The 25586-nt window shown below is 59.2% G+C and carries 26 protein-coding genes and 1 pseudogene; 14 read left to right on the top strand and 13 right to left on the bottom strand.

What is annotated here, in order from left to right; all coding sequences use genetic code 11:
• Positions 1–740, bottom strand: a 740-nt coding sequence (locus ACWKV5_RS28755) for an MFS transporter (protein WP_483844014.1), incomplete at its 3' end; no start/stop codon positions are given.
• Between the two features lie 223 nt (positions 741–963).
• On the opposite strand from ACWKV5_RS28755, the gene ACWKV5_RS28750 reads away from it, so the two are divergent.
• Positions 964–2067 (top strand): Gfo/Idh/MocA family protein, encoded by a 1104-nt coding sequence (locus ACWKV5_RS28750; protein WP_192379754.1) that lies wholly within the window; start codon positions 964–966, stop codon positions 2065–2067.
• A gap of 138 nt (positions 2068–2205) precedes the next feature.
• Here the strand turns inward: ACWKV5_RS28750 and ACWKV5_RS28745 are convergent, their stop codons facing one another.
• Entirely contained in the window at positions 2206–2610 is a 405-nt protein-coding gene (locus tag ACWKV5_RS28745) for a nuclear transport factor 2 family protein (RefSeq protein WP_483844013.1), read from the bottom strand.
• A 765-nt stretch (positions 2611–3375) separates the two neighbouring features.
• Positions 3376–4299: a LysR family transcriptional regulator gene (locus tag ACWKV5_RS28740; protein WP_483844012.1), complete on the bottom strand. Its 924-nt coding sequence runs from the start codon at positions 4297–4299 to the stop codon at positions 3376–3378.
• 85 nt (positions 4300–4384) lie between these two features.
• Here ACWKV5_RS28740 and ACWKV5_RS28735 point away from each other — a divergent pair, with 85 nt between their 5' ends.
• From ACWKV5_RS28735 to ACWKV5_RS28705, 7 genes and pseudogenes are all read left to right on the top strand, one after another.
• Positions 4385–5446, top strand: coding sequence for an LLM class flavin-dependent oxidoreductase (locus ACWKV5_RS28735; protein ID WP_483844011.1), 1062 nt, complete (start codon positions 4385–4387; stop codon positions 5444–5446).
• 61 nt (positions 5447–5507) lie between these two features.
• Positions 5508–6506 (top strand): flavin reductase, encoded by a 999-nt coding sequence (locus ACWKV5_RS28730; protein ID WP_483844010.1) that lies wholly within the window; start codon positions 5508–5510, stop codon positions 6504–6506.
• Between the two features lie 66 nt (positions 6507–6572).
• On the top strand, positions 6573–7970 hold the full coding sequence (locus ACWKV5_RS28725; RefSeq protein ID WP_483844009.1) for a spinster family MFS transporter: 1398 nt from the start codon (positions 6573–6575) through the stop codon (positions 7968–7970).
• An 11-nt stretch (positions 7971–7981) separates the two neighbouring features.
• Positions 7982–8395 (top strand): GFA family protein, encoded by a 414-nt coding sequence (locus tag ACWKV5_RS28720; RefSeq protein WP_483844008.1) that lies wholly within the window; start codon positions 7982–7984, stop codon positions 8393–8395.
• 44 nt (positions 8396–8439) lie between these two features.
• Positions 8440–9813 carry a DUF1329 domain-containing protein gene (locus ACWKV5_RS28715; RefSeq protein WP_483844007.1) on the top strand — a complete coding sequence of 458 codons (1374 nt, stop codon included), beginning with the start codon at positions 8440–8442 and terminating at the stop codon, positions 9811–9813.
• Between the two features lie 364 nt (positions 9814–10177).
• The gene (locus tag ACWKV5_RS28710; RefSeq protein WP_483844006.1) at positions 10178–11005 is read left to right on the top strand and encodes an EamA family transporter; all 828 of its coding nucleotides are present in this window, start codon (positions 10178–10180) and stop codon (positions 11003–11005) included.
• A gap of 672 nt (positions 11006–11677) precedes the next feature.
• Positions 11678–11779, top strand: a pseudogene (locus tag ACWKV5_RS28705) (CBS domain-containing protein); the annotation flags it as partial.
• Here ACWKV5_RS28705 and ACWKV5_RS28700 read toward each other — a convergent pair.
• Positions 11780–12691, bottom strand: a complete 912-nt coding sequence (locus ACWKV5_RS28700) for a LysR family transcriptional regulator (protein WP_483844005.1) — start codon at positions 12689–12691, stop codon at positions 11780–11782. It abuts the pseudogene before it with no gap.
• A gap of 168 nt (positions 12692–12859) precedes the next feature.
• Between ACWKV5_RS28700 and ACWKV5_RS28695 the strand changes: the two genes are divergently transcribed.
• Positions 12860–14191, top strand: a complete 1332-nt coding sequence (locus ACWKV5_RS28695) for an MFS transporter (protein WP_483844004.1) — start codon at positions 12860–12862, stop codon at positions 14189–14191.
• A gap of 290 nt (positions 14192–14481) precedes the next feature.
• On the opposite strand, the gene ACWKV5_RS28690 is transcribed toward ACWKV5_RS28695, so the two are convergent.
• The 3 genes from ACWKV5_RS28690 to ACWKV5_RS28680 all read right to left on the bottom strand — a co-directional run bounded on the left by ACWKV5_RS28690 (position 14482) and on the right by ACWKV5_RS28680 (position 16533).
• The gene (locus ACWKV5_RS28690; RefSeq protein WP_483844003.1) at positions 14482–15384 is read right to left on the bottom strand and encodes a transporter; all 903 of its coding nucleotides are present in this window, start codon (positions 15382–15384) and stop codon (positions 14482–14484) included.
• 66 nt (positions 15385–15450) lie between these two features.
• Entirely contained in the window at positions 15451–15930 is a 480-nt protein-coding gene (locus ACWKV5_RS28685) for a chorismate--pyruvate lyase family protein (RefSeq protein WP_483844002.1), read from the bottom strand.
• Positions 15931–15999: 69 nt separating this feature from the next.
• The gene (locus tag ACWKV5_RS28680; RefSeq protein WP_483844001.1) at positions 16000–16533 is read right to left on the bottom strand and encodes a 4-hydroxylaminobenzoate lyase; all 534 of its coding nucleotides are present in this window, start codon (positions 16531–16533) and stop codon (positions 16000–16002) included.
• 186 nt (positions 16534–16719) lie between these two features.
• Here ACWKV5_RS28680 and ACWKV5_RS28675 point away from each other — a divergent pair, with 186 nt between their 5' ends.
• A complete protein-coding gene (locus ACWKV5_RS28675) occupies positions 16720–17709 on the top strand; it encodes a LysR family transcriptional regulator (RefSeq protein WP_483844000.1) in 990 nt (329 codons plus the stop codon).
• Between the two features lie 39 nt (positions 17710–17748).
• Here the strand turns inward: ACWKV5_RS28675 and ACWKV5_RS28670 are convergent, their stop codons facing one another.
• The 3 genes from ACWKV5_RS28670 to ACWKV5_RS28660 form a co-directional block, all read right to left on the bottom strand.
• On the bottom strand, positions 17749–18330 hold the full coding sequence (locus tag ACWKV5_RS28670) for an NADPH-dependent FMN reductase (protein ID WP_338581450.1): 582 nt from the start codon (positions 18328–18330) through the stop codon (positions 17749–17751).
• 73 nt (positions 18331–18403) lie between these two features.
• Entirely contained in the window at positions 18404–19087 is a 684-nt protein-coding gene (locus ACWKV5_RS28665; protein WP_483843999.1) for a nitroreductase, read from the bottom strand.
• 129 nt (positions 19088–19216) lie between these two features.
• Positions 19217–19663 (bottom strand): winged helix-turn-helix transcriptional regulator, encoded by a 447-nt coding sequence (locus ACWKV5_RS28660; protein ID WP_483843998.1) that lies wholly within the window; start codon positions 19661–19663, stop codon positions 19217–19219.
• A gap of 273 nt (positions 19664–19936) precedes the next feature.
• On the opposite strand from ACWKV5_RS28660, the gene ACWKV5_RS28655 reads away from it, so the two are divergent.
• From ACWKV5_RS28655 to ACWKV5_RS28645, 3 genes are all read left to right on the top strand, one after another.
• Positions 19937–20770, top strand: a complete 834-nt coding sequence (locus ACWKV5_RS28655) for an enoyl-CoA hydratase/isomerase family protein (protein WP_483843997.1) — start codon at positions 19937–19939, stop codon at positions 20768–20770.
• 90 nt (positions 20771–20860) lie between these two features.
• On the top strand, positions 20861–21349 hold the full coding sequence (locus ACWKV5_RS28650) for a 2,4'-dihydroxyacetophenone dioxygenase family protein (protein WP_483843996.1): 489 nt from the start codon (positions 20861–20863) through the stop codon (positions 21347–21349).
• A gap of 235 nt (positions 21350–21584) precedes the next feature.
• Positions 21585–21809, top strand: a complete 225-nt coding sequence (locus ACWKV5_RS28645; RefSeq protein ID WP_483843995.1) for a hypothetical protein — start codon at positions 21585–21587, stop codon at positions 21807–21809.
• Between the two features lie 182 nt (positions 21810–21991).
• Here the strand turns inward: ACWKV5_RS28645 and ACWKV5_RS28640 are convergent, their stop codons facing one another.
• The 3 genes from ACWKV5_RS28640 to ACWKV5_RS28630 all read right to left on the bottom strand — a co-directional run bounded on the left by ACWKV5_RS28640 (position 21992) and on the right by ACWKV5_RS28630 (position 24663).
• Positions 21992–23176: an MFS transporter gene (locus ACWKV5_RS28640; RefSeq protein WP_483843994.1), complete on the bottom strand. Its 1185-nt coding sequence runs from the start codon at positions 23174–23176 to the stop codon at positions 21992–21994.
• An 85-nt stretch (positions 23177–23261) separates the two neighbouring features.
• Positions 23262–24002 (bottom strand): SDR family NAD(P)-dependent oxidoreductase, encoded by a 741-nt coding sequence (locus ACWKV5_RS28635; protein ID WP_338581456.1) that lies wholly within the window; start codon positions 24000–24002, stop codon positions 23262–23264.
• A 136-nt stretch (positions 24003–24138) separates the two neighbouring features.
• Positions 24139–24663: a MarR family winged helix-turn-helix transcriptional regulator gene (locus tag ACWKV5_RS28630; protein WP_483843993.1), complete on the bottom strand. Its 525-nt coding sequence runs from the start codon at positions 24661–24663 to the stop codon at positions 24139–24141.
• A 106-nt stretch (positions 24664–24769) separates the two neighbouring features.
• Here ACWKV5_RS28630 and ACWKV5_RS28625 point away from each other — a divergent pair, with 106 nt between their 5' ends.
• On the top strand, positions 24770–25570 hold the full coding sequence (locus ACWKV5_RS28625; protein ID WP_483843992.1) for an SDR family NAD(P)-dependent oxidoreductase: 801 nt from the start codon (positions 24770–24772) through the stop codon (positions 25568–25570).
• The last annotated feature ends 16 nt before the right edge of the window (positions 25571–25586 follow it).

Raw genomic sequence — 25586 nt, 5'->3', positions numbered from 1 at the left:
AACGGCGCAATGTAGGTGTACGCCGTGAAATGCGCGGCGACCACTGTGCCCAGTAGCAACATGCTGCGCCGGGCATTACTGCGTAACAAAAATGCCACGAGCGCGCGCCACTTCAAGCCTTCACTGGAAGGCAATGACGGCAAGGTCAACGCTTGCGCAATCAGCGCCAGCAACGCGAGCCCTGCGGTCACGGCAAACGACATCCGCCATGAAAACAACGTGCTGACAAACGTCCCGAACGGCACTCCGAATACCGTTGCCAGGGTGATCCCGGCGAAGATCAAAGCAGTGGCCTTCGCTGCCTTCGACTGGCTGACCAACCGCCCCGCCGCCGCAATGGCCACAGCCCAAAAACCCCCTAAAGCAACACCGAGAAGCCCGCGCCCCAACAACATGACCGGCAATGACGGCGCCAACGCCGAGACGACGTTGGACGCCACCAGCAACAGGGTCAACAGCAGCAACAGGTGTCGCCGATTCATGCGCCCCGCGCCCAGCATGATCGCCGGCGCCGACACTGCCGCTACCATGCCCGGCACAGTCACCATTAACCCGGCCACACCATCGGTGATGCCCAGGCTATTGGCAATTTGCGGCAGGACGCCGACAGGCAGGTATTCGGTGGTGACAAAGGCAAAAGCGCCCAGGGCCACCGCGTACACCGACAGCCAGTCGCGCCAGTAGGACGGCTCAGCTGGCGCGAGCGCAGCGGTGGCCGGTGATGCAGACAGATCGTTCATGGCAAAGCTCCACAGTAATGAGTGGCGCCATGCTAGGTATCCGAGCCCTGCGGAAAAATGGTGCGCGGCTCCGATCACTGCGGATCAATCGTTCCGCAATCGAACCGACGCGTAGCCATTAGCGCCTTTCCTGTCCGCAGTGTTCGGCCCTTTGGCCGGTTTTTCTGCGGGGCCGCGCTCCCTAGACTTCACCTCGTCAGCCAAACCCTACGAGGACATTCCCATGACAACTGCACACTCCCCTATTCGCGTCGGCATCATCGGCGTTGGCAACTGGGCTCGCCACGGCCACCTGCGCGTGCTTAATCTGCTGCCGCAATATCACTTGCAAGCGGTGTACAGCGAACGCCGTGAACGCGCCGAAGCCGCGGCCAGCGAGTACGCCATCAGCCAGGTCGCCGACTCGGTCGACGCGTTAGTCAATAACCCAGAAGTCGATCTGGTCGTGGTGCTCAACACCGCCCCGCAACACGAAAAAACCGTGCGTGCCGCCATCGCTGCCGGCAAAGACGTCTACTGCGAATGGCCGTTGACCACCACCACCGCAGATTCCGAACAATTGCTGCACCTGGCCAAAGACGCCGGCGTGCGTCACATCGTCGGCCTGCAACGCCGCCACGCGCCGCACAACCGCTACCTGCAAGACCTGCTGCAACAAGGCTACGTCGGCAAGGTGCGGTCCGTGCGGATGCACGTCAGCATGAATTACTTCCAGGCCTTGCGCCCCAACGCCCTGCGCTGGACCGCCCCCGAGGAAAACTTCTCCAGCGTCATCGCCATCTACGCTGGACACTTCCTCGACATGCTCTTCACCGCCACCGGCTGGCCAGTGAGCGTCTCGGGGCTGATGGTCAACCAGTTCCCGAAAGTGACCATCAAGGAAACCGGCGAAGTGCTGGACAGCACCGCCCCCGACCAGCTCGTGCTCAGCGGCATGCTCGAAGACGGCGCCGTCATTTCGATCCACATCGAAGGCGGCAAACGCAACGGCTCAGGCGTGCAGATCGACATCACCGGCGACCAGGGGGATCTGAAAATCACCAACCGTTCGGCGTTTGGCGATGTTGGCGACGACTATGTCGTCGAGGGCGCGCATGGCGATAACCTGACGCTGGAAGTGTTGCCCGTGCCTGAGAATTATCAGCGCCTGCCGGCCTCGTCATTGCCGTCAGCCGTACTTGAACTGGCAGAGCTCTATCACGTGTATGCGCAAGATGTTGCCGAAGGCACCCATGCGGCGGCGACGTTCAACGATGCATTGCGCCTGCATCAGTTGCTGGATGCGGCAAAGAGCGGGACTCAAACTCCCCTGAAACGGATCGTGTGACGACTCATGCTTGTGAAATACCTCGATATTGAACTATCGAGTATGAAACCTCGTTGGCGCAGCCGGGGCGGACACATGCCCGCCCCGAAGCGCCATTTAATCTCAGAGGCCATAATTGGATCGTCGCAGCCCGCCCTTTTACTCAATTGAATCCGGGAAACGTGCGCCGAACATCGGTAGGCCGCTGGCGGAACTGACTGTGGTCGCCTCGTCCTGGAGCACGTCCCAGTGTTCGACCAGAATGCCATTTTCGAGACGCACGATGTCTACTGCGATGAGCGCAGTCGGACTACCGTTGCCAGAGAAACGGCCATGAACCATCACTTTGTCATCCTCTGCCATTATGACGCTGGGTTCATACGTCAGTGTATTGGGCAGACTTTTGATCAAGTCAAATAAACCCTGCCGTCCTGGAGGGATAAGCGCACTGTGCTGAATATAGTCAGCAGACCAATACTCCTCGGCTGCATCGTAGTCACGTTGATTAAATAAAGCATCGAAAGCTTTAAGTACGATAGATTTGTTTTTTACTTCAATATTCATAGTTGTTCCTGATTGTATGTTGAGACATGGGGAGATAGAACGCGGGCCATGCGAGTCCTAATGGACAGTTACAACGATGGGTTGGCCTCTAGAGCGCTTTCAAATTCCGTCAAGTCCGGTTGTGAAAGGGCGAACAAAGGACAACGCATCAGAGTTCCGCACGCTGTAGGCAATACATCTTAGCCCTGAGGATTTAACCGAATAAGCCGAAAAACCGACATTTCATGCCAAACCGTTCACTCTGACCGAGGACTTTCTAGACGCATTTCGTCGTTGTTAAGCATGAGGAGCAACCGCAGATCTAAGTCCACGGCAGGCGCTTAGCCGTATTTCATAGCTTACGAGTATTGGTTAAAGGCTTTCTCGTGTACGAAACGACAAAGGCGTTTTTCAATAAAGCCTGAAATCTCGATGATTTGCAGAAACAAAAACGGGGGAAATCACACTGCGACATTTCCGCGTTCATAGCCCGCTATCGGACGACCTTTGCTACCAGCCAAGGGTCGATTTTTCAGGACTTCGCGACAAGCAGAAATCAACCAATAGCAGCCGGTCAGAACTGACTGCTTTTGGTTCATTCACGCCGAATCTGCAGCTTACTTACCCCACGACCTCGGCCAGAAGTGGCCCTACACTTCCTCAGGCAGACGTCCACTAACAGGATGGAGTTTTAAACAAAAGAAATTTAGCCATGGATGTTCAAGAGCTCGAAGAAAGCAGCGTCTCACCGCCCGAACACCCTCGCAGCTCTCTGAGCATGCACCATCATGCCGGGCGGCTGACCGCGCAATCCTTGACCAGCTCACGCAACCACTTCAAACCTGAATCCGAATCGAACCGGGCGTGCCAGTACGCAATCAACTCGGGCTCGGGGAAATCGACCGGCGGCTGGTGGCAGCTCAGTCCGAAGGTTTCTGCAAACACCTGGGCAATTGGTCCGGGCAGATTGCAGATATAGCCCGTTTGCGAGGCAATCACCGGCATCGCCATGAAGTTCTGCACCAAGACGCCAATACGACGACTCAGCCCCTGGGCCTGCAGGGTCGTGTCGATTATGTTGCCCACCCGTTGATGCATTTCGATCATCACCTGGGGTCGCTCCAGGTAGAGGTCGAGCGGAAAGCGCCCGGGCGGCAGGCCTTCGCGGTTCCAGATCAGCGTGAGCAGCGAAACCGTGGTGATCGACTCCTCGCGCAGGCCAGCGCCCAACGCCAGGGGCGTGTTGATGACCAGGTCGATTTCGCCGGTTTCCAGCAGTGGTGCCAGGGCATTGCTCGGCGGCAGTGGCACCACTTCGATCATCACCCCGGGCGCTTCACGGGCGATGTGCTGGATCAGCCGGGGCAAGATCAGGAACTCGACGAAATCGCCGGAGGCAATCCGGAATTTGCGCTGCGCCACAGCCGGCAAAAACGGCGTAGTGCCTTGCAGCACGTCGTCCAGGCGGCTGAGCGCTTCGCGCACCGGGCCGATCAGTTCGGCCGCGCGCGCAGTCGGTACCAGGCTATGACGGCCGGTGACGAACAGTTCGTCGCCCAAGCGCTCGCGCAGTCGCCGTAACGCATGGCTGACCGCCGGCTGACTCAACGCCAGGCGTTCACCCGCGCGGGTCACGTTCTGCGTATCCCACAGGGTGGCGAACACCACCAGCAGGTTCAGGTCGAGGGTGCGGGTATTTACATTGTGCATGCCTGAGATTCTATCTATTCATTTCCCTCACTGTAGCGGCTTTGTTGTAGTAGCTCCATCGATCCCTCGATACAAGAGCCCAAGCATGAATAATAAAAAAACCCTGCAGATGGGTTGGTTCATTCCAACGATTGGCGACACCACTGCCTTCAGCGATCCGAGTCAAAGCATCCCGCAATCCCTTGAGCATTTCGAGCGGGTCGCCGTCGCCGCCGAACAGGCCGGATTCGACTACGTGCTGGTCCCCGTGACCCCGTTCTGTTGGGATGCGTGGGTGACGGCCTCCTTCGTCATCGCCCGCACCCAGAAGCTGAAAGCGTTGGTGGCGGTGAAACCTGGCTTCATCCATCCGGTCGCCCAGGCCAAGATGTTCGCCACCTTCGACCGGCTGTCCAAAGGACGCATCTACATCAACCTGATCGCCGGCCTCAGCGAGAAGGACGCCTACGCCGAAGGCCAGATCGTCTCCAAGGAAAGCCGCTACGAGCAATTGGAGGAAGAAGTCGAATTGATGAAACGCCTGTGGACCGAAGAAGGCGTGGAATACCAAGGCAAGTACCACCAGGCACACGGTCCGAAAGTGATCCCGGCCCCCTTCCAGCAACCACACCCGCCGTTCTTCCTCGGTGGTGGTTCGGAACAGGCTGCCGAAATTTCCGCCAAGCACTCCGCCGTTCACTTGTTCTGGGGCGACTACCCGGAGCGCATCGCCGAACAGATCAAGGAAATGCGCAAACGCGCTGCCAAATATGGTCGAGGCGAGGACATCGAGTTCGCCATGCGCCTGCAGATCATCTGCCGGGAAACCGAGGAGGAAGCCTGGGCCGCAGCAGATACTTTGGTCAACGGCGCCGATCCGGCCTGGACCGAACAGGTCAAGACGATGATGGCTGAGTCCGTTGCCAACCAACGAATGAAAGAGCTCTCCAAAACCGACGGCCGCAAGATGACGCCGCACCTGTGGACCGGCATTACCGAAGTGCGCCCCGGTGCCGGTATTGCGGTGGTGGGCAACCCGCAGCAGGTTGCCGATCAGTTGCTGGCATTCGTCGATGCCGGTTGCAGCGGTTTCTGTCTGTCCGGCTACCCGCACCACGAGGAAGCCGAGCGCTTCGGTCGCCTGGTCATGCCACTGCTCGACCGCTGATCCACTCCAATCCAATAACAATCAGCTGCCGGCGTGTCCGGCGGCAATGGAGTTCCCGTCGATGAATACTTCTAATTTCGACCCCAAGCAGTTCCGCGAGGCGCTCGGCGCCTTCACCACCGGCGTGACCATCGTCACCACCCGCGGCCAGGACGGCCAGGACTATGGATTGACTGCCAACAGTTTCAACTCGGTGTCGATCGATCCGCCGATGGTGCTGTGGAGCATCAACAAGGATTCCTCGTCGGCACACGCCTTCACCGAAGGCTCGCACTTCGCCGTGCACATCCTGGCGACCGACCAGGAGCTGCTGTCCAATCGCTTCGCCAAAAGCGGCACCGACAAGTTCGCAGCGCTTGAGCTGCAGCGCGGGCCCAGCGACATTCCGTTGCTCGATGGCTGCTCGGCACGCTTCCAATGCAAGACCACCTACCAGTACGAGGGCGGTGACCACATCATCCTGGTCGGTGAAGTGCTGGCATTCGACCGTTTCGACAAGGCCCCGCTGGTGTTCCACAGCGGTGGTTACCGGCGCCTGCTGCCTGCCGCCGCGCGCGGGCAGGAAAGTGTTATCTACGGCGAAAACTGGCTCGGCTTTCTCCTCGGCCGCGCCTACTACCAGCTGCAATTACCGATTCGCCAGCAGTTGAACGCGATGGGCATGCAGGACCAGGACTTCGAGCTGTTGGGCATCCTCAGTTTCAGCGAAGGCCGGACCCTGGACGAGTTGCGCCAACTGTTCGAGTTCACCGGCAAGTCGTTGGCTGAAGATCAACTGGCGATCTGGCTGCAGAAGGATCTGCTGATGCTCCAACAGGAGCGCGTGCTGTTCACCGACAAGGGGCGCCAATTGGCGATCCAGTGGCTGTCCTTCGCCAAGGCTGCCGAGATGACTGCGCTGGAAGCACTGTCCTTTGACGAGGCGCAGCAACTGAAGCTTCTGATTGGTCGAGTGATACAGCACACCGGCGCCGAACTGCCGATGCACTGGCGCAAGGAAAACATCTGGCAGGACAACAACCTCTGGCAGCAACCCGATGCGATCGCGTCGGCACGCTGAGGCAGCACCGCGCGGTGATTTGCGCGCCGCGCGACCACAAGAACAAGCCCAGGAGGTAAACCGTCGATGACTCGCACAACGTCCATCCCGGCGCAGGCAACGCCCTGCGCGACGCCGTTACTGACCAATCGGGGCCGAGCCAACTATGCCTTGGGTGTGCTGATGCTCGCCTACGTCTTTTCGATCATGGATCGGCAGGTCCTCAGCCTGTTGGTCGGACCGATCCAGCAATCGCTGCACGTAAACGATGCCTGGATGGGCATGCTCCATGGCTTCACCTTCGCCGCTTTCTACTCGTTGGCCGGCCTGCCGATCGCGCGCTTGATCGACCGTGGCAATCGACGCCTGATCATCATTGTCGGTATTGGCCTGTGGTGCCTGGCCACTGCTGCCAGCGGCCTGGCCAATGAGTTCTGGCACCTGCTGCTGGCACGCGTCGGCGTGGCGGTCGGCGAGGCCGTGTTGCTGCCGGGCGCCGTGTCGCTGATCAGTGACCTGTTCGTGCCAGAGAAGCGCGGCCGTGCCCTCGGTGTGTTCGGCGCCGGCGGACCGATAGGCGTTGGCGGTGGTTTGCTCGCCACCGGCCTGGTGCTCGGCTACTTCAATGCCCATCCACTGACCCTGCCCTTCCTTGGCACCCTGGCGCCCTGGCAAACCACGCTGATGTCGATCGGCCTGCCGGGCCTGATCGTTCTGCTGCTGATGTTCGGCGTGGCCGAGCCGCGACTGGATCGCGCCGCACGAACGACGCCGGCCTCGGTGGCGCCGGGTGTGCCACTGATTCAAGTGCTGGCGTTCTTGCGCGCAAACCGGCGCACCTTCGTCGCTATTGTGGTCGGAATGGGCTGCTACAACGCCGCGGTGTACGGATGCGGTGCCTGGGTCCCCAGCTACCTGGTCCGCGAGTTCGGCTGGACTTACGCCAAGGCCGGCACTGTGATGGGTTTGATCATGTGCGTCAGCTCGCCGCTGGGTGTGCTCGGTGCCAGTTGGCTGGGTGAATACTGGCGCCGCCACGGCGTGGCCAATGGCAACCTGCGCGTGGCGATCTGCGCCAGCCTGCTCCTGCCGCTGTGCGCCACACCGCTGCTGCTGGCGCCCAGCGCCCCTCTGGCAATGCCATTCCTGGCCCTTTCTGCGGCCCTCTGGGTTTGCCTGTTCGGCATCGGCCCGGCATTGATCGTTGAAGTGGCACCCGCACCGATGCGCGGACAGTTCATCGCTCTATTCACCGGGGTACTCAATCTGCTGGGTGTCGGCATCGGCCCGCTGGCGATCGGCGTCATCACCGACTACGTGCTGGTCGACCCCGCCGCCATTCGCTACTCAATCCTGATCGTCACGCTGATCGCCTGCGCCCTCGCCTGCCCGCTGCTGCTTTGCGCCCGACACAGCTTCGAGCATACCGCCCGGCGGGCCCGCGAATGGCAACCCGCTACCTCGACCCTGACCCCATCCCACTGAGGAGAACGCTCATGAACATGATTAAAGGCAACTGCCTGTGCGGCGGCATTCACTACTCCAGCCACCTCGCCCCGCTGTCCACCGCAGTCTGCCATTGCAGCGACTGCCAGAAGCAGACCGGCAGCGCCTTCTCGGTCAACCTGCTGGTGCGCGCCGAAGGTTTTCTGATCGAAGGCACGGGCCTGGGGTGTTACTCCAAAACCGGTGGTAGCGGGTTACCGGTCAAGCGTTTCTTCTGCACCCGTTGCGGCTCGGCGCTGTACTCCGAAATCAGCGCAATGCCCGGCGTATTGGCGGTCAAGGCCGGCACCCTGCTCCGTCCGGCCAGCCCCGAACCGAATCTGCACCTGTGGTGCGCCTCGGCACAGCCCTGGGTGGTCATCGACCGCGCACTGCCGTGCTTCGAGCAGGCACCCACCGAGTGAAAGACCAAGACCTGTAAGCAGTTCCAAAACTTGAGAGCGACTACATGAAAACAACAAAAATACTAATGCAAACCGGCGTCCTCGCGCTTTCTCTGCTGGCCACGGCCGTTATGGCCAAGGTGTCTCCCGAAGAAGCTGCGCAGCTGGGCACGACACTGACGCCAATGGGAGGCGTCAAGGCCGCGAACGCCGACGGCAGCATTCCGACCTGGACCGGAGGCCTGCCAACAACCGCCGGCACTGTGGACAGCAAAGGATTTTTGAGTGACCCGTTTGCCAACGAAAAACCCTTGTTCGTCATCACGGCAACGACCGCCGAAAAGTACAAGGACAAACTGTCTGCAGGTCAGTTGGCGATGTTTGCGCGTTATCCGAACACCTACAAAATCCCCGTGTACCCCACTCACCGAACCGCAGCGGTGCCAGCAGACATCTACTCGGTCATCAAGGCCAGTGCGATCAAGACTGAAGAGGTTGACGGCGGCAACGGCCTGAGCGGTTTTTCCGATACCCGTTACTACGCGTTCCCTGTGCCCAAAAATGGCGTCGAAGTGCTCTGGAACCACATGACTCGCTACCGCGGCGGCAACCTCAATCGCTTGGCCACCCGCGTTCAGCCGCAAGCTGACGGGGCTTTCAGCATGGTTCAGCTGGAAGACGAGATTTCCTACCCGCGTGAACTGCCTGACCTGGACAAGAGCAAGGCCGAAAACATCCTGTTCTACTTTATCCAGCGAGTGACAGGTCCCGCCCGGCTGGCCGGTAACGTGTTGCTGGTACACGAAACCATCGACCAGGTGAAGGAACCCCGCGATGCCTGGTTGTACAACGCCGGACAGCGCCGCGTGCGCCGTGCGCCACAGGTTTCCTATGACGGGCCGGCCACGGCTGCCGATGGCCTGGCAACCACGGACAACTACGACATGTTCAACGGTGCACCGGACCGGTACACCTGGGAACTTGTCGGAAAGAAGGAACTGTACATCCCTTACAACAGCTACAAACTCGACTCACCCAACCTCAAGTACGCCGACATCCTCAAGGCCGGTCATATCAATCAGGACCTGACCCGCTACGAGCTGCACCGTGTATGGGAAGTAGTGGCCAAGGTCAAACCAGGCGAACGCCACATCTACGCGACGCGACACATGTACTTCGACGAGGACACTTGGCAACTGGCAGAAGTGGACCATTACGACGGACGCGGCCAGCTGTGGCGCGTGGGCGAAGGGCATGCCCAGCAGTACTACCACAAGCAAGTGCCTGGCTATACCGCTGAAGCCCTCTATGACCTGCAGTCCGGCCGCTATTCGGTACTGGGCCTGAAAAACGAGGAAAAACGCAGCATTGAATTCGGCGTCGTAGCGTCGGCGAACAGTTACACCCCGGCAGCGCTACGCCAAGAAGGTGTCCGCTAGTCTCGTCATTGCATTTGGGTGTTGTTTTTGGCGGCTATTCAGCCGCCTTTTTTTATGTCGATTGTAGGTGTTCGCGACAGGCAGCAATCGGCTGAAGCGGACGTTCGACTGATCAGACAAGGTGGTAAGGCTGGCGTCTTTTCCAGCGACAGGGACGAACGCATGATAGAGGTCTACCAGGGAAGCAGCCTTTGCATATCGATCATGTTATGCGCTACTTATTACGCTAAACCAGTGAGTCATAGTTCTGGACGTTCGCCCCGAAACGATTCAAAAAAGGATATCGATGAGGGATGAGCAATTACTCTTCAAGTGATGCGAGGACTTCGCTTTAGTCGAGGCGCCCAATTGCTTAGGATGGCGCATGCCCTATCACATTATCTTGCTCGTACTTTTTGCAGCGCTCTTGCATGCCAGCTGGAATGCCGCATTGCGCGGTGGCGCCGACAGACTTTGGTCGATGACGATCATGTGCGTGGCGGTAGCCATTGCCAGCATCGCAATAGCCTTGTTTTTGGAAGCTCCGGCCCAAGCCAGCTGGTTCTACGCAGCGCTTTCAGCGGTGCTGCACGTTGGCTACAACTTGTTCCTGGTGCGCAGCTATAAGGTTGGAGACCTTGGGCAAACTTACCCTATATCTCGGGGCTCCTCGCCTATCCTGATTACCCTCGCGGCTTCGGTTTTTGCCGGAGAAACGGTTGGGCCAGTCGCGATGATCGGCATTTTACTGGTGTCAGGCGGAATCATTTCGCTGGCCTTTAGAGGGCGCAAGCTTGCCGTTCCCAGTCTGCCTTACGCCCTGGGAACCGGTTGTTTCATTGCGGCTTATAGCGTGACGGATGGCATTGGCGTCCGCCTGTCCGGCGCGCCGATGGCATACACGGTATGGATGTGCGCCTTGTGGGGCATCTTGATGCCTTTGGTGTATGTCGGCGTGCGCGACGCGAAGAGTTTATTTACCTTCCGACCGGGGTTCATGTCGGCCTTCATTGGAGGTCTGGTCTCACTTCTGGCCTATGGCATCGTCATCTACGCCATGTCCGCCGCGCCCATGGGAGCGGTGTCGGCATTGCGCGAAACCAGCGTGTTGTTCGCGGCATTGATCGGATATTTTTTCTTGGGCGAAACACTGACTGTCCGAAAGGTGTTGGCATGCGCGGTGATTGCTGTCGGGACGATCATCATTGGCTGACGGCAGGGGCGCAAAGCCGAGGTCAACTATGGGCTCGGTTACAGCCCTTTGCGATAGGCAACTAGCAGCCAGAAGCGGTCATTCAGAAATCGTCAGAATGTGGCTAAGAATCTGAAAATTCAGCTCGATAATCACTGTGCCTCAGTGCCAGTCCCTAAAACAGTGTATGCATTGACGCGCACGCCAAGTCCTCAACTGCCCTCCGCAAAATGAGCAACGGGTAATTTTCTGCTCGCACAGAGGCCTCATCCGATGGCGGAAATATTCCCAGACGACCTCCGGATAAGTATTTTCTCGGCGGACTATCTCATCTACTACTGCCTGATCACCCTTCTCGTGGAAAACCCCGATGATCGCTAGCGTTTCAATTGATGGACAGTAAGCAGTAATTGATTCGCCACATCGATTACAAACGCGTTGACCATAGTCATTAGTCATGAATTCGTTTCAGTGCCTCGAACTGGAGATGACCTTTTTACTAGACGCTGGGTGCAGTGACAACGTCCACTAAGGGTCGATTGCAGTCGGCTGTGAAAGGCAGAAATCGGCTAAGCAGTCGTTCGGAGTTGAATCAAAAATGCTTGTCCATCAAATGCCCACGCGCTTTTAAGGCCTCGCACAAAAAGACCAGCGCACGATGAAAGACAGGGTGGCAATCGTCACGACGGCGATCAGTTGATCGGGATGCTGTCCATTGGCGATATCGTCAAGGCCGTGATTGCCGAGCAGGACCAACTGATCGAGCAACTGGAGCAGTACATTCGCGGTCACTGATCACGCCTTCATGTCTTTCAATGCCGTCATGAGTTCGCTGTAAAACCACCTCAGCGCAGTGGACTGATCGTTGCGTGCATGCCAGTGCAGGTTCACATGGAACGACGGGACCTTGAACGGTAGCTCCAGCACCTTCAATGGACCGGTCACCGGGTGGCGGCAAAAGCTTTTGGCAATGTGCGACGGCAACACCGTCAGCAGCTGTGTGCCGGGAAGGATGTTCGGCAGCACGGAAAAGTGCGGCAGGCGCAGGCGCACGCGGCGTTTGATGTTCAGGGTCTTGAGCACCTGCGCGACCATGTTGTGCCCCGATGTGCTGTTGACCAGTACATGAGGCTCAGCGACGAATTGTTCCATGCTCAGTGAATCCCCCACCCTCGGATGATCCGCCGCCAGCAGGCACACATAGTGCTCCAGCAGCACCGGATGGTGGGTGATGCCCGCCCCCACCAGCACCCGACTGCAGATCAACGCATCGACATGCCCCTCGTTAAGCCACTGCGTCGCCAGTTCGACGTTCAGCGAGATAACCTCCAGCTCGATGTATGGCGCCACCCGGTTTAAATGCGCCAGAACCCTGGGCAGAAAATCCACCTCACCCATGTCCGACAGCGCCAGGCGAAAGTTGCGCGTGGAACTGGCGGGATCGAATTTGCGCGCCTGGGCGATCGCTGAATCAACGTTCTGCGCCACCTCCTTGAAGCTCGCGTACAGCGCGTTGGCCAACCGCGTGGGCTGCATGCCGTTGCGATTGCGGATGAACAGCGGGTCATCGAACTGCTCGCGCAATTTGCCCAGCGCGTAGCTGATGGAAGGCTGCGTGACGTGCAGGCGTTCGGCGGTCGCAGTGACGCTGCCGGTCTCGTGCAGGGCCACGAACATGGGGATCAGGTTCAAATCAAAGGTGCTCATCAGCCAGTCCGACCTCTATAAAGACCATCTATGTTGTCATCATCAAATATTGATTGGTTGCATGAAAGGATAATTTCTAGACTGGGCCGATCATGCCTCCGGATCGCCGGCGCCGTAGGCTTGGTTGGAGCGCAGATGCGTGAAAAAACAACAACAAGAGATATTCCTATGGCTACTCATGACGCATTAGAAGTCGCTGAAACCGCGCCCATGAACCGCTTCCACTTCGGATTGCTGTTCTGGTGTTCCTTCATCATGTTGTTCGATGGATATGACTTGGTCATCTACGGTTCAGTGGTGCCTCACCTTATGGAACAGTGGCAGTTGCCAGCGGTGCAGGCCGGGTGGATGGGCAGCGCGGCGCTGTTCGGGATGATGTTTGGTGCCCTGACGCTGGGGCCGCTCGCCGACCGGTTCGGCCGTCGACGGGTGATTCTGGTGGCCATTGCGCTGGGCAGCCTCACGGCTTTTGCCAACGCCTTTGCCTGGGACGCCTGGAGTTTTGCGGTGCTGCGCTTCATCACCGGGATCGGCCTGGGTGGCACCATTCCCAACATCGTCGCGCTGATCAATGACATGGCGCCCAAGGCCCGGCGCAACATCATGACCACGGTGATGCTTGGCTGCTACTCGCTGGGCGCGCTGCTGTCGGCACTGGTGGCGCTGCTGGTGCTGTCGCGTTTCGGTTGGGAATCGACCTTCATCATCGCCGGGTTGCCGCTGTTGACGCTGCCGTGGATGTACCGCTTCCTGCCCGAATCACTGCCTTACCTGTTGGTACGCGACAAGGTGGCTGCGACGGCGTTGTTGCGTCGGATTAAGCCTGGGCTCGATGTCGACAAACTGCGCTGGCCGTCCCTGGATACCCCGCGGGTTTCCGCGCCTGTTTCCGGTCTGTTCACTGAGGGCCGCGCCCTGCGCACCTTGATGCTGTGGGTTGGCTTCGGCATGTGTCTGCTGATGGTTTATGGCCTCAATACCTGGCTGCCGAAGATCATGGTGGCGGGTGGTTATCCTCTGGTGTCGGGCCTGATGTTTTTGATCACCATGAACCTGGGTTCGATCATCGGCGCATTGGGCGGCGGCTGGCTGGCGGATCGCTGGGGCGCCAAGCCGACCTTGATGATGTGCCTGACACTGGCGGTGGTGTCGCTGATCATTCTGGGGATCAAGCCCGGCCCGGTGTTGTTGAACATCATGCTGATGCTGGCCGGCGCCGCGACCATCGGTAGCCTGTCGGTAATCCACGCGTTTGCCGCGCAGCAATACCCCACCGACATTCGCGCCACGGGCATCAGTTGGTGCTCCGCCGTTGGACGCATGGGCGGCATCGCCGGCCCAGCCCTGGGTGGTCTGATGCTGAGCCTGAACCTGTCGCTGCAACTGAACTTCATCCTCTGCGCCGTCCCCGGCATGATCGCCCTGCTGGCCGTCGCAGCCGTCACCCAACGCCGCGCCAGAGAGCCCGCTGTGGTGCAGTTGCATGACATGAACGCCTGACACACCCAGCCACATCGCCTGACCGCCAATGCCCGCCGAGTGCTCACTCGGCGGGCATTGGCATTCCCCCCCGTTCACCGCGACTATCCGTGGACGCTGTGTAGGAGCTGCCGAGAGAAATGAGGCTGCGATCATTTCGAGGCCACTTGAGTCTCCAGCAAAAGATCAAACGATCGCTCATCCGGAACATCTTCCTCGCGGCACAAAAAAGCGCCGGGCCATGGTTCCAGTGAGACCGGAACCTGACACCCGACGCAAAACCCAAAACCCAAAACCGATTACACGATGCCCTAGAACAGCACAGCCACCCGCACAAACCCGGTGTAGTCGAACTTGTACCCTCCCCTCACCTCAAGGTCGCGGTTGAGCTCGGTATAGAGCTGCACATTCTTCCTCACCCAATACCCGACACCCGCGCGGGCACGCAAGTAGTCGGTACGGCGGCCGGTCTCGATGCCCTCAACGCTGGACTCTCCACCCCAGGTGCGCGCCACGCCGACCGAGGTCGTCACCTTGTTGTCGAAGGTGTAGCTCAGCCACGGTTGGAAATTATAGGTAGGGTCCTGCTTGAGTGTGCGGTTGGCGGCGCCGTAGTGGTCGTTGTCGCCATACCAGGTCACGTCCTGATTGAGCTCCAGCCGCCACGGCCCCCAGCTCTCTGCATACCCGAGCGAGAGCGCGTGGGCATAGCGATTGTTGCCCATGTTCAACGAATGGTTGTTTGCGTAGGAACCGGTGGGAAGCGCCACGAACCCGGTGATCGAGAAGTAGCGTTTGAGCTTGGGGTCGTCGATCACCCAGGCCGTCACGGCCATGTAGGCGTCGCCCAGACCACTTTCATGGCGAATCTTGGTGCCGTTGAATTTCAGGTCCTGACTGCCGAACGGCAAGCCGAACTGAAGTTGCACCCGGTGCTCGGCCACTTCGAACATGTGGAACAGGCGCACCAACCCGGTTTTGGTCTTCAGCTCAGTGCCCTTGCTGACGGCCTTGCCCTGCACCGGTTGAAACTCATCGGCCTTGCCACCCCCCAGGTACAGCATGGCCAGATTGCTGCCGGTGGGGATGGGTACATAGGCGCCTGGCGAGGCATCAACCGCATTGGCACCACCGCAATACAGACTCAATGCGGAAGTAGAAACTACAAACGTGGCGCGCAGGGAAGCCCTGCGCGCATATTGATAAGCGCTCATCTGGATACCTATTTGTTTTTATTAAAATTGGCTTTCAGCTTTGCTGATGTGGCTGCTGGTGTTGTTTTAACTCAACTCCTCCCATAGGGCTGGCAAGAACATTTCATGAACCAGGACGCGTGTTTGTCCACGACTGAACACTGAGCGCCTGGCCCATAATGGGTAGGCCGCTCGGCTGCTGGCATTACAGGCATCGCGATAACGACACACTTCTATTTCGCTGCGCTTATAAGGCTTTTCGCCAAACAACAGACTGCCCAGTGGAACATTGCCCAATTCAAGTAACGCTGAATCACTCTCTTCAACATCACGATGATTGATCACCGATCTTGCATATACCCACGGCCGACCGAAACCGGTCAGGTAGACTTCGCGAATCCAGCCCATGACCCCGGGTTGCAACCCCAGGACCCGGCACTCTTCCGGCAGGATAGGACCCACTGCTTCGCGCAGGGGAATCACTTTGAACTCATCGTCGGACAGCGCCCTGAGCCGCCGCGTAAGTGAACTGCGGTCGAACAACCAGTCCCGGTGGATCGCGGCCATCGACTCACGCCAATGGCCGAAAGCACTCCACTTCAGTTGCGGTTGCGAAAATCGGTACGCCACCTCCATTCAACTGGCCTGAGCCGGGAAGTCATAGGAAATGCGCCCGGCGGGCAGGAAGAAGAACGCAATCAACGCGCCGCCCTTGACCTCTGGAAAGTGATGGCTGCCGGGCGACGGCGCCGTCCACCCGGCACCCTGCCAGCCCCGTGGCCCGGCCAGTAAGGCGCCTTCATCCAGCGGGATCACCATGTTCAATTCACCGTAGGGGTGTTGGTGATAGTCGCCGCGGAAGGTGCGCTGATCGTTATCCAGCTCGTAACCCTTGCTGTCCATGTAGACGGTGGTGATGCTGAAGTAGAAGGTTTCCGCACAGGGCTCGCACAGGCGACTGCGACGATAATTCGGGCCGCTGATTTCAGTGTTGGCCGCCCAGCCTTGTGCCACGCCTTCAATCACCAGGTCAGCAATTCGCTGGTAAGTTTCACTGTCCGGCCCATAAGTATCGTTGAGCCACTGTTCAAGATTATTACTTGCGGTTTTATCTTTGACCTTGGCCAGAAACTCAATACAGAGATTGATCAACTCATCACGTTTATTCATTTGTCAGACGCTCACTGTTTTAAGGTTTTTTTACACTCTCCCATACTTGCACTCGGGCAAAAAGCGAACTTTCTGCAGTGTCTCAATGCATGACATTCAACACTGGCGAGCCTTGATACTCGCTTGCAAATGCTTGATTTATGAACTCAAATTATTAGCCAACTCGCGCCCTCCGGAATGCCCGCCATGATTACGTTCGATAAGCTGGATCTGAATCTGATTAGGGTCTTCGACGCCGTCATGGAAGAGCGCAGCGTGCTGCGTGCCAGCCAGCGCCTGCACCTGAGTCAGTCCGCTGTCAGTCATGCGCTGTCCCGTTTACGCGAGGGCCTTGCCCAGGAGATTTTCGTCCGCACCGGCAAAGGCATGACCCCCACCAGCTATGCGATAGAAATCAGCGGCCCGTTGCGCGCGGCGCTGCACAGCATGAGCCAGACCCTGGCACAGGCCGCGTCTACCTTCTTGCCGCAGACCGTGTGCCGATCCTTTGTGATCGCCGCCAACGACTACGTGTCGGCCACGCTGCTGCCGCAACTCAACCGCCAGTTATCGACCGCGGCCCCGGGCATCGACCTGTCGATCACCCCGGCGACCCGCCTGGACCTGGCCGAGCAGATCGACCTCGGCCGGATCGATGTGGCAATCGGCACCTTTCGCAGCGCCCCGGAGCGGTTTCGCAGCAAGCCCGTACTGTCACAGGACGAAGTGTTCATCTGCAGCGGCGGGCATCCGATCGGCGACAACGCGCTGCATCTCGAAGATCTGGTGAAGTATCCGCTGGCCGTGGTGTCCCTGGGCGGCGAAGGCGAAGGAATGCTCAGTGGCTACATACTTGAACGAGGCCTGGCGCGACAGGCGCAGATGTACGATCGCAATGCCCTGGAGAATGCATTGACGGAGGCGGGATTGTCGGTGAGAAGGCAGATCGTGCTGCCACATTTCCTGGCGTTGCCGATGCTGCTCGAAGGCAGTGAATTGCTGGCGATCGTACCGCGTCCGCTGGCGCGGACATTCGCCAAAACCTTGGGCTTCATGATCAAGCCATTGCCCTACCCCGTCGCCCGTCAGCAGTTGGACATGATCTGGCACAGCAGCAATGACAATGATCCGGCGCAACGCTGGCTGCATGGCCAGATCAGTGCGGCGGCAGAAGAAATCTCTCGTTTGCAGGACTGAGCAAGTCCGTTCGTGGCAACGTCCTTGCTCAGTGCCGAGTCAGGCTGCGCGCAGCGCGCCGGAGAACCTCACCAACGCCGCACCGATGGCCTTCACTTCGCTCTCCACCTGCGGATTGCTCAACTGGTCGTTCTCGCCGAAGGCCTGGTGTGCGACGCCCAGGGTAAAGGTTTGCGGGATCAGCATCGCGCCAAGCTTTTCCAGCACGCCACGCATGGCCAGCATCGAACGAATGCCGCCCATGGGGCCAGGCGATGCCGAGATCACTGCTGATGCCTTGTTAGCGAACAGCGCCAGGCCGGAGACTTTTTCAGTCGTCGGACGGCTCATCCAGTCGATGGCGTTTTTCAACAAGGCCGTGTAGCCACCGTTGTAGTCCGGCGAGGCCACCAGCAACGCATCGTGCTCGCTGAACAGTTTCTGCAGGCTCAGGGCATGGGCAGGAACGCCCTGCTCCTTCTCGAGCTCGCTGTCGAAAAACGGCAGCGGATAATCGCTCAACGAAACCACGGTCACTTCAGCGCCAGCGGCCAATGCGCCCTGCACGGCGACGTTCAGAAGTTTTTGATTCAACGAACCCTTGCGGGCACTGCCCGATAGGGCCAGAACTCGTACTGCCATTTTGATGTACACCTCGTGCTGCCGTGTGGGGGACGCCGGGAAATCGATACAGCGTGGCGTCCCGAAAAATGGACTACTGATCGAAGCCCAGGAAGTGAGTGAAGGCGTGGGACGACTCTCGCGGCATGCGCAGAGCGTTCACAGGCGCGCTTTCATCGGCGTAGCCCAGGGACATGCCGCAGACGATTTCCTGGCCGCAGTCCAGGCGCAGAAAGTCTTTGATCAACGCCTGGAATCGTGCGAACGACACCTGCGGACAGGTCGACAGGCCACGGGAGCGCGCCGTCAGCATCAGGGTTTGCAGGAACAGGCCGTAGTCGAGCCAGCTGTATTTCTTCAGGTTCGCGTCGATGGTGAAGATCAGCCCGACGGGGGCGCCGAAGAACTCGAAATTCAGGCCGCTGACACGAGCCCGGCCGTCGTTGTCGCACTTGTCGATCTGATGCAGGCCGTAGAACAGGGCGCCGAAATTTTCCTGGCGGTCGCGGTACTTCTGCGCCAAATCGTCCGGCAAGTGCAGCAGCGGGTCGGCGAACGGATCGGTGTGGGCCGTGGCCAGCAAGGCGCTCAGCGCACGCTTGGGCTCGCCGGTCACCACATGGACCGACCATGGCTGGGTGTTGGAATTACTGGGGGCTAAACGAGCGACATCGATGACTTCATTGATCAACTTCCTCGAAACGGGCGTCGGTAAAAAAGCCCGCACAGCCCTGCGCGAGGCAACCACAGCATCAAAATCATCAACGAACGAACTCATACCAAACTCCACAGCTGCAACGGTCTTGTAATTAGTCCGAAGAGTTTTACATGGCGTTTGGTCAAAGAGCAGTGAAGTGTTTGCAGCTTGGAAGTGCAGGATGTGCAACTGTGCCGAACGCGGTGCCGCCTACCTCGAATAGGCCACCAACGTGTCGGCCAGTTCCAGTGTCTTGCCATCGTCCGAGGGCAACCGCAGCGTGGCGACCGGACGTCCGCGTGCCCTGTCGACCAGGGTCGCGACGGGTCCCTCGCCCTCGGCGAACAGATGGCGTTCGCCCCACTGGCGCAGGGCGACCATGACATGGAACAGGTCCTTGCCCAGATCGGTGAGCACGTATTCCTGATAGTTGCTGCCGTCGGATGCTGGCTGCACTTCGAGAATGTCCCGGGTGACCAAGCCCTTGAGCCTGACCGAGAGAATGTTCTTGGGGATCGCCAGGCTCTTCTGGAATTCGTTGAAGCGGGTGATGCCTTCGAACGCGTCACGCATGATCAACAGCGTCCACCAATCGCCGATGGTGTCCAGGGCCCTGGCAATCGCGCAGGGTGAATCTTCAAGACTTTTTCGTTTCACGGGTCGACCTGTCAGTTTGGCAACGCTCGAAATGGCGTCGCCGGGAGATGGAAACTGGGTCTCATAATAAAACTGACCAGTGGCCCACGCAATCAATCCCCGCTCTACGGCGGGCGACTCCTTCACTTCGGTACTCGCAGCTTAATAATCCATGCGGTTATCTGGTTGCATTATTGAACCAGTAAATCTAGGATCAATCAGGTCTCATTATGAGACCAGATGCGTGCACCTGTGGTCGCACGTCAACCTACCGTTCTACAGGAATCCGTAAAGATGCCCAGCACTCACAACCGCCTGACGATCTCCAAAGTTTCCCCTGGCTACTGGCGTGTAATCATCGGCAACCCGCCGATCAACCTCTATGACCCTGAGATGTTTGCCGAACTGCGGGTGCTGATGGACCGCATCGAGCAGGACGACGACCTGAAGGTCGTGGTGTTCGAGAGTTCGAACCCTGACTACTTCGTCGCCCACTACGACCTGGTGCGTGGCGAGGTGATTCCGGACATGCCAGGGTCGGCGAAATTTGCCGAATGGCCAGCCTTCGTCACCCGCCTGGCTCAATCCCGGGTCGTCAGCATCGCCAAGCTTCGCGGCCGGGCCCGTGGTCATGGCAGTGAATTGGCCCTGGCCTGCGACATGCGCTTTGCCAGCCGTGAAAAAGCCGTGCTGGCCCAGGTCGAAGTCAGCGTGGGCGTGGTGCCTGGCGGCGGCGCGACGGAGTGGCTGTCGGCCCTGGCCGGTCGTTCCCGGGCCCTGGAAATCATCACCGGCTCGAACGACTTCGATGCCGACACCGCCGAGAAATACGGCTGGGTCAACCGCTCGATGCCCGACGCCGAGCTCGATGCATTCGTCGACAACCTGGCCCAGCGCATCGCCAGCTTCAGCAAAGACGCGCTGGAACTGGCCAAGAAAACCGTGAACGCCCGCGCTGGCGTGCCCACCGAGGCTGATCGCTGGGGCTCCAACCAGGCGTTCATCGGCACCACCACTTGGCCCGACACCCAACGCCTGATCGCCAAGGCGCTGGACCAGGGTCTGCAGCAGGAAGGTGATTACGAGTATCGCCTTGGGCACCACGTGGCGAAGCTCAACCAGCAGTAACCCCGGATCTGCCTGACGCATAGGTGAGCACCGCGGTTTGCAGGGCGGTGCTCCCGGTTCCAAACAAGTCCAACAACAAAGGAAATCATCATGCATGCCATCGTTACCGACACTGCCGACAAACACCCTTCCACGCATCACCGTGGCAAGGATGACCTGCCCTATGTCACGCTGATTGAAGGTCTTGAATTCAAACTGCTCCAGGTAAACGCCGACACCGGGCTGTGGGTGGTACAAACCCGCTTCGCCCCAGGTCTGACCATTCCCCGGCATAAACACACGGGCGATGTCTACGCGGTCACCTTTTCCGGCAGTTGGAAGTATCTGGAGTACCCGGAGGTCAACACCGCTGGTTCATATCTCTACGAACCTGCCGGCTCTATGCACACCTTGCATGTGCCGGCGAGCAACAGCGAACCGACCGAGGTCTGGTTCGCCATTAATGGCGCCAACCTGAATATGGATGAACACGACAACGTCGAAAGCATCTGGGATACGCCGTTCATCACCGCGCTCTACCTTGAAGAATGTCGCAAGGCGGGGTTGCCGGTTCCGGATGTGATCGGGCTGTCGGCATAGGCAGTCTCCACAAATACCCTTTTCGGAACGGTTTAGGAGCTGTCGAGTGAAACGAGGCTGCAATCTTTTGATTTTTAAAAGCCAGATCAAAAGATCGCAGCCTTCGGCAGCTACAGGGGGAGCTGCGTGCAACGATCACTGTTCTCGATATTGACTATGCGCAAGGGGGTGTACTCATCCTGACTCTCCGGCTCTACAGTGGCCCCATCCTCTCACCGCGCTCTGGAGCCTCATCATGAAAAGCATCATCGGTATCGGTTTCGCCCTTTCGGTCCTTGGCGCCACGTCGGCCATCGCCGCACCCCACGCCACCCACGCAGTCGTTGCAGCAAACACCGTCAGCCAACCGGCCACGGTGAATGTGAACACGGTCAGCAGCGACCGTCAGGATGTGCAGAAAGCAAAACTCTACGTCGCGGAAAACCGTTCCGAGTTTGGTTCCAAGTATCAGCGTTATTGATCAACGGCCTTGGGCTGCTGGAAACGGGAAACCCCGGGTGGATCAGGTCCATCCGGGGTTTCTTTTTTTGCCTGAGCATGCGCCGCCCTCCTGTGGGAACGAGCAGGCCCGCGACGGTCAACGATAACGCTGGCTACCTGAATGCCCGCATTACCGCAACCAGGCTCGCCCACAGTTTCCTTTCACCCCCGCCGATCCATACGGCCCACCTTCAACACCGTTGCCACCGCCAACGCAAGCACCAGCGCCCCGAGCCACATCGAGCTGTGCAGTCCCATGGTATTGACGGCTGCGCCGCCCATCAGTGAGCCCAGTCCGATGGACAATTGGAAAACGCTGGTATTGACCGCCTGCGCGGCTTCGGGGTCATTTCGGGTGGCGTTGTACAGCCACAATTGCGTGCAGACCGGCGCCATACCCCAGGAGATCGCCCAGACGATCAGGCTGAGGGTGACGATGACCACATGACTGGCGAACGCCGCCATGCAGATCAGCGCAATCAGGAAAATGACCACGGTCGCCACCACCGTCAATTGCAGGTTTCTGCCAGCGAAAGATCCACCCAGAAAATTACCAGCCACCGCCCCCACGCCATAGATGAACAACAACGTACTCAACACATTGGTATCGACCCCGGTGACCTGCTCCAGATACGGCGTGACGAAGGTGTACCCGCAATACTGCCCGGCGACGATGAAGATCACCGTCAGGAAAATACCCCTGACTTTCGCCGACTTCAGCAGGCCGAAAAAATTGCTCAGCTTGATGCCGTGGTCGATGAGGATTTTCGGCAGCGCGACCAGTTGAATCAGCAACACCACCACAGCCAGCACACTGGCGGCCATGAACGCGATGCGCCAATCATAATGCGCGCCGATGTAGGAGCCTGCCGGGACGCTCACCACCGAGCCGATGGAGATGCCGGCAAACACGATCGACGAGGCGGCATGCACTTTCTCGTCCGGCACCAGCCGCGCCGCCGCCGTGATCGAAATCGCCCAGAAACCACCGACGCCCACCCCCAGGATGACCCGCGCGATCAGCAGCATTTCGAAGTTCCTGGCCAGGGCGGACATGACGCTGGAGATGACCAGCAAAACCGTCAGCGCCAACAGCACCAGACGCCGGTCGGCTTTGCCGATCGACATGGCGGTGATGGGTGCCGCGAGAAACCCCAGCAGCGCGGTGGCCGTGACCGCAAGGCCGGCCGTGCCTTCGGAGATCCCCAGATCACGGCTAATACCCGGCAGCAATCCCACCGGGAGAAACTCCGTGACCACCAGGGCGAACGCGCCAAGCGCGATGGCCAGTACGCCGAACCACGAATAGGGGGTGACGCCTTCACTGTCTAACGTGCTTGAAACCATGAGTCTTACCTATGTCTTTTTGAGCGGCCACGGCGAGGCTGGGGACCCTGCCCCTGCCTTCGGCTAAACCAAGCATGTGGTGAATTCAGAAGTGTTCTTTGAACGGTCTTAAATCGAGTTCCTGCGTCCATGCCGTCAACGGCTGCCGATGCAGGTGCCAATAGTTTTCGGCGATGGCATCGACGTCCAGCAGACCGTCCTCGCCGCGCTGGGCGACCACCTCAGGCCTGAGCACCCGCAGGCGCTCGCCATTGATCCCGCCGTCGACCACCACATGCGCAACGTGGATACCCTGCGGTCCGAACTCCCGGGCCATGCTCTGGCTGAGCATCCGCAGCCCCGATTTCGCCGCGGCGAAATGGCCGAAGCCGGACCTGCCCCGCAGACTGCCCGATGCCCCCGTGAACAGGAGGGTGCCGGCGCCCCTGGGGACCAGATAACGAGCAGCCTCGCGACCGACCAGAAAGCCTGCATAACAACCGATGCGCCAGAACGCCTCAAACTGCGACGCGCTTAATTCGCGCAGGGGAATATGCGCGTTATTACCCGCGTTAAAGACCACCACGCTGGGCGCTTCACGACCGGCCACCGGTCGCATCGCATACTCGAAAAGCCGCAGCACTTCGCGCTCTTCCGTTGCGTCGCAGACCACCGCCTCTGAGCTGCCGCCTCGTTGTTTGATGGTATTCACCACCGCGTCGAGTTTCGCCCCCGTGCGGCCGACGGACAGGACATGAAAGCCTTCACGGGCAAAACGCCGACTGATCGCCGCGCCCAGCCCCTGCTCAGAACCCACCCCGACTATCAATGCTGTTGGCTGCTGCATAGCGAACCTCCTTCCCATGCAAGTGGTTTATTTATGAAACCACAACAGTTGTATCAACGTTGGTTCTATAATGCAACCAGATAGCACGATGATCAGGAATGAAAAAACAGCCCTACGCAGCAAGAAGCCGAGGGTTTCACTCGGCAGTCAGATGGTTGAACTCACTGAGGAATTCATCGGAGGCAATCTCATCCGCCAACTGGCGCAGCAACGCCGCCGACGACCGCCCCAGCACGGTTTCGACCCGATCGTTGGCGGCCTGCCACAGCACCAGCGCTTCGGCTAGAAGCTGGTCGCCCTTGGGGGTGAGCACGCAATGTTTGGTCCGCTTGTCCAGCGCGTCTTGCTGCAACTCGACAATGCCGTCGCGCACCAGGGGTTTCATGGCATGGGAGATAGCAGACATCTGGATCGCCAGCAGCCCTGCCAACTCCTGCAAGGTGGGCCCGTCATGCCCGTCGGCGCTCGGAAAGCGGCTGATCTGGGCAAGCATTCCAATTTGCGTGGCCTTCAAGGAAATGGGCGCGAGCGCTTCGTCATACAGATTGCCAAGGCGCCTGGCGGCGCGGCGCAACGCGGTATTGGTGCACGCCACTTCGCCCAGCAGGTCGAGGTCGGAGGCGTCGTCGGTATCTCGGGGGGAGGTTTTTGAGTTCTTCATCCCCCTAGAATGATTGAGGGCAAAACCATTGACAAGCGGAACGTCCCGGCCTCTATACTTGAGCCCTCAATCATATTGATTGAGTACTCATGCATCGGAGATGCCCATGTCCACAAATGACGCTCAGAAAATTGCCCTCATCACCGGTGCTTCTTCGGGAATCGGCGCGGTGTATGCCGATCGGCTGGCTGCCCGTGGCTACGACTTGATCCTCGTGGCGCGACGCCAGGATCGCCTCGATGCCCTGGCCGAAAAAATTTCCGCCCGCCATGGCCGGCTGGTCAAGACGATTCGTGCCGACCTGGTCAACCCGGACGATCTGGCCCAGGTGGAGAAGATCCTCGCCACCAACCCGGCGATCCGCGTGCTGGTGAACAACGCCGGTCTCGCCAGGCTGCACCCGATCGCCGAGTCGTCCGTCGACGATTCCATGACCCAGATCGCCCTCAACATCACCGCCCTGACCCGCCTGACCCATGCGGCGCTGCCGGCCATGCTCAGCCGCAACAAAGGGGTGATCATCAACGTCGCCTCGGTGCTGGCACTGCACTCGCTACCGGTGAGTTCCGTCTACAGCGGCTCCAAGAGTTTCGTGCTGGCGTTCAGTCGCGGCTTGCAGGCTGAACTGGCGGAAACAGGCGTCAAGGTCCAGGTAGTCCTGCCCGCTTCCACCGCCACGGAAATCTGGGATGAGTCCGGCATCCCGCTGTCCGCACTGCGCAAAGAAGCCGTCATGACCACGGAAAACCTGGTCGACGCGGCGCTGGCCGGGTTCGATCAAGGCGAAAGCATCACTTGGCCGTCGGTGGCGGACTTTTCGCTGTGGGACAAATACGACGCGGCCCGTGCAGAACTGTTCGGCGCGACCCAGACCGGCATTCCGGCACCGCGCTACAAGGTGTCTTGAACACCTAACCCGTCAC

It is taken from the genome of Pseudomonas oplopanacis (assembly GCF_057128725.1).
The sequence above is the reverse complement of the archived record's forward strand: the minus strand, read 5'-3'. Positions and strand labels throughout refer to the sequence as shown.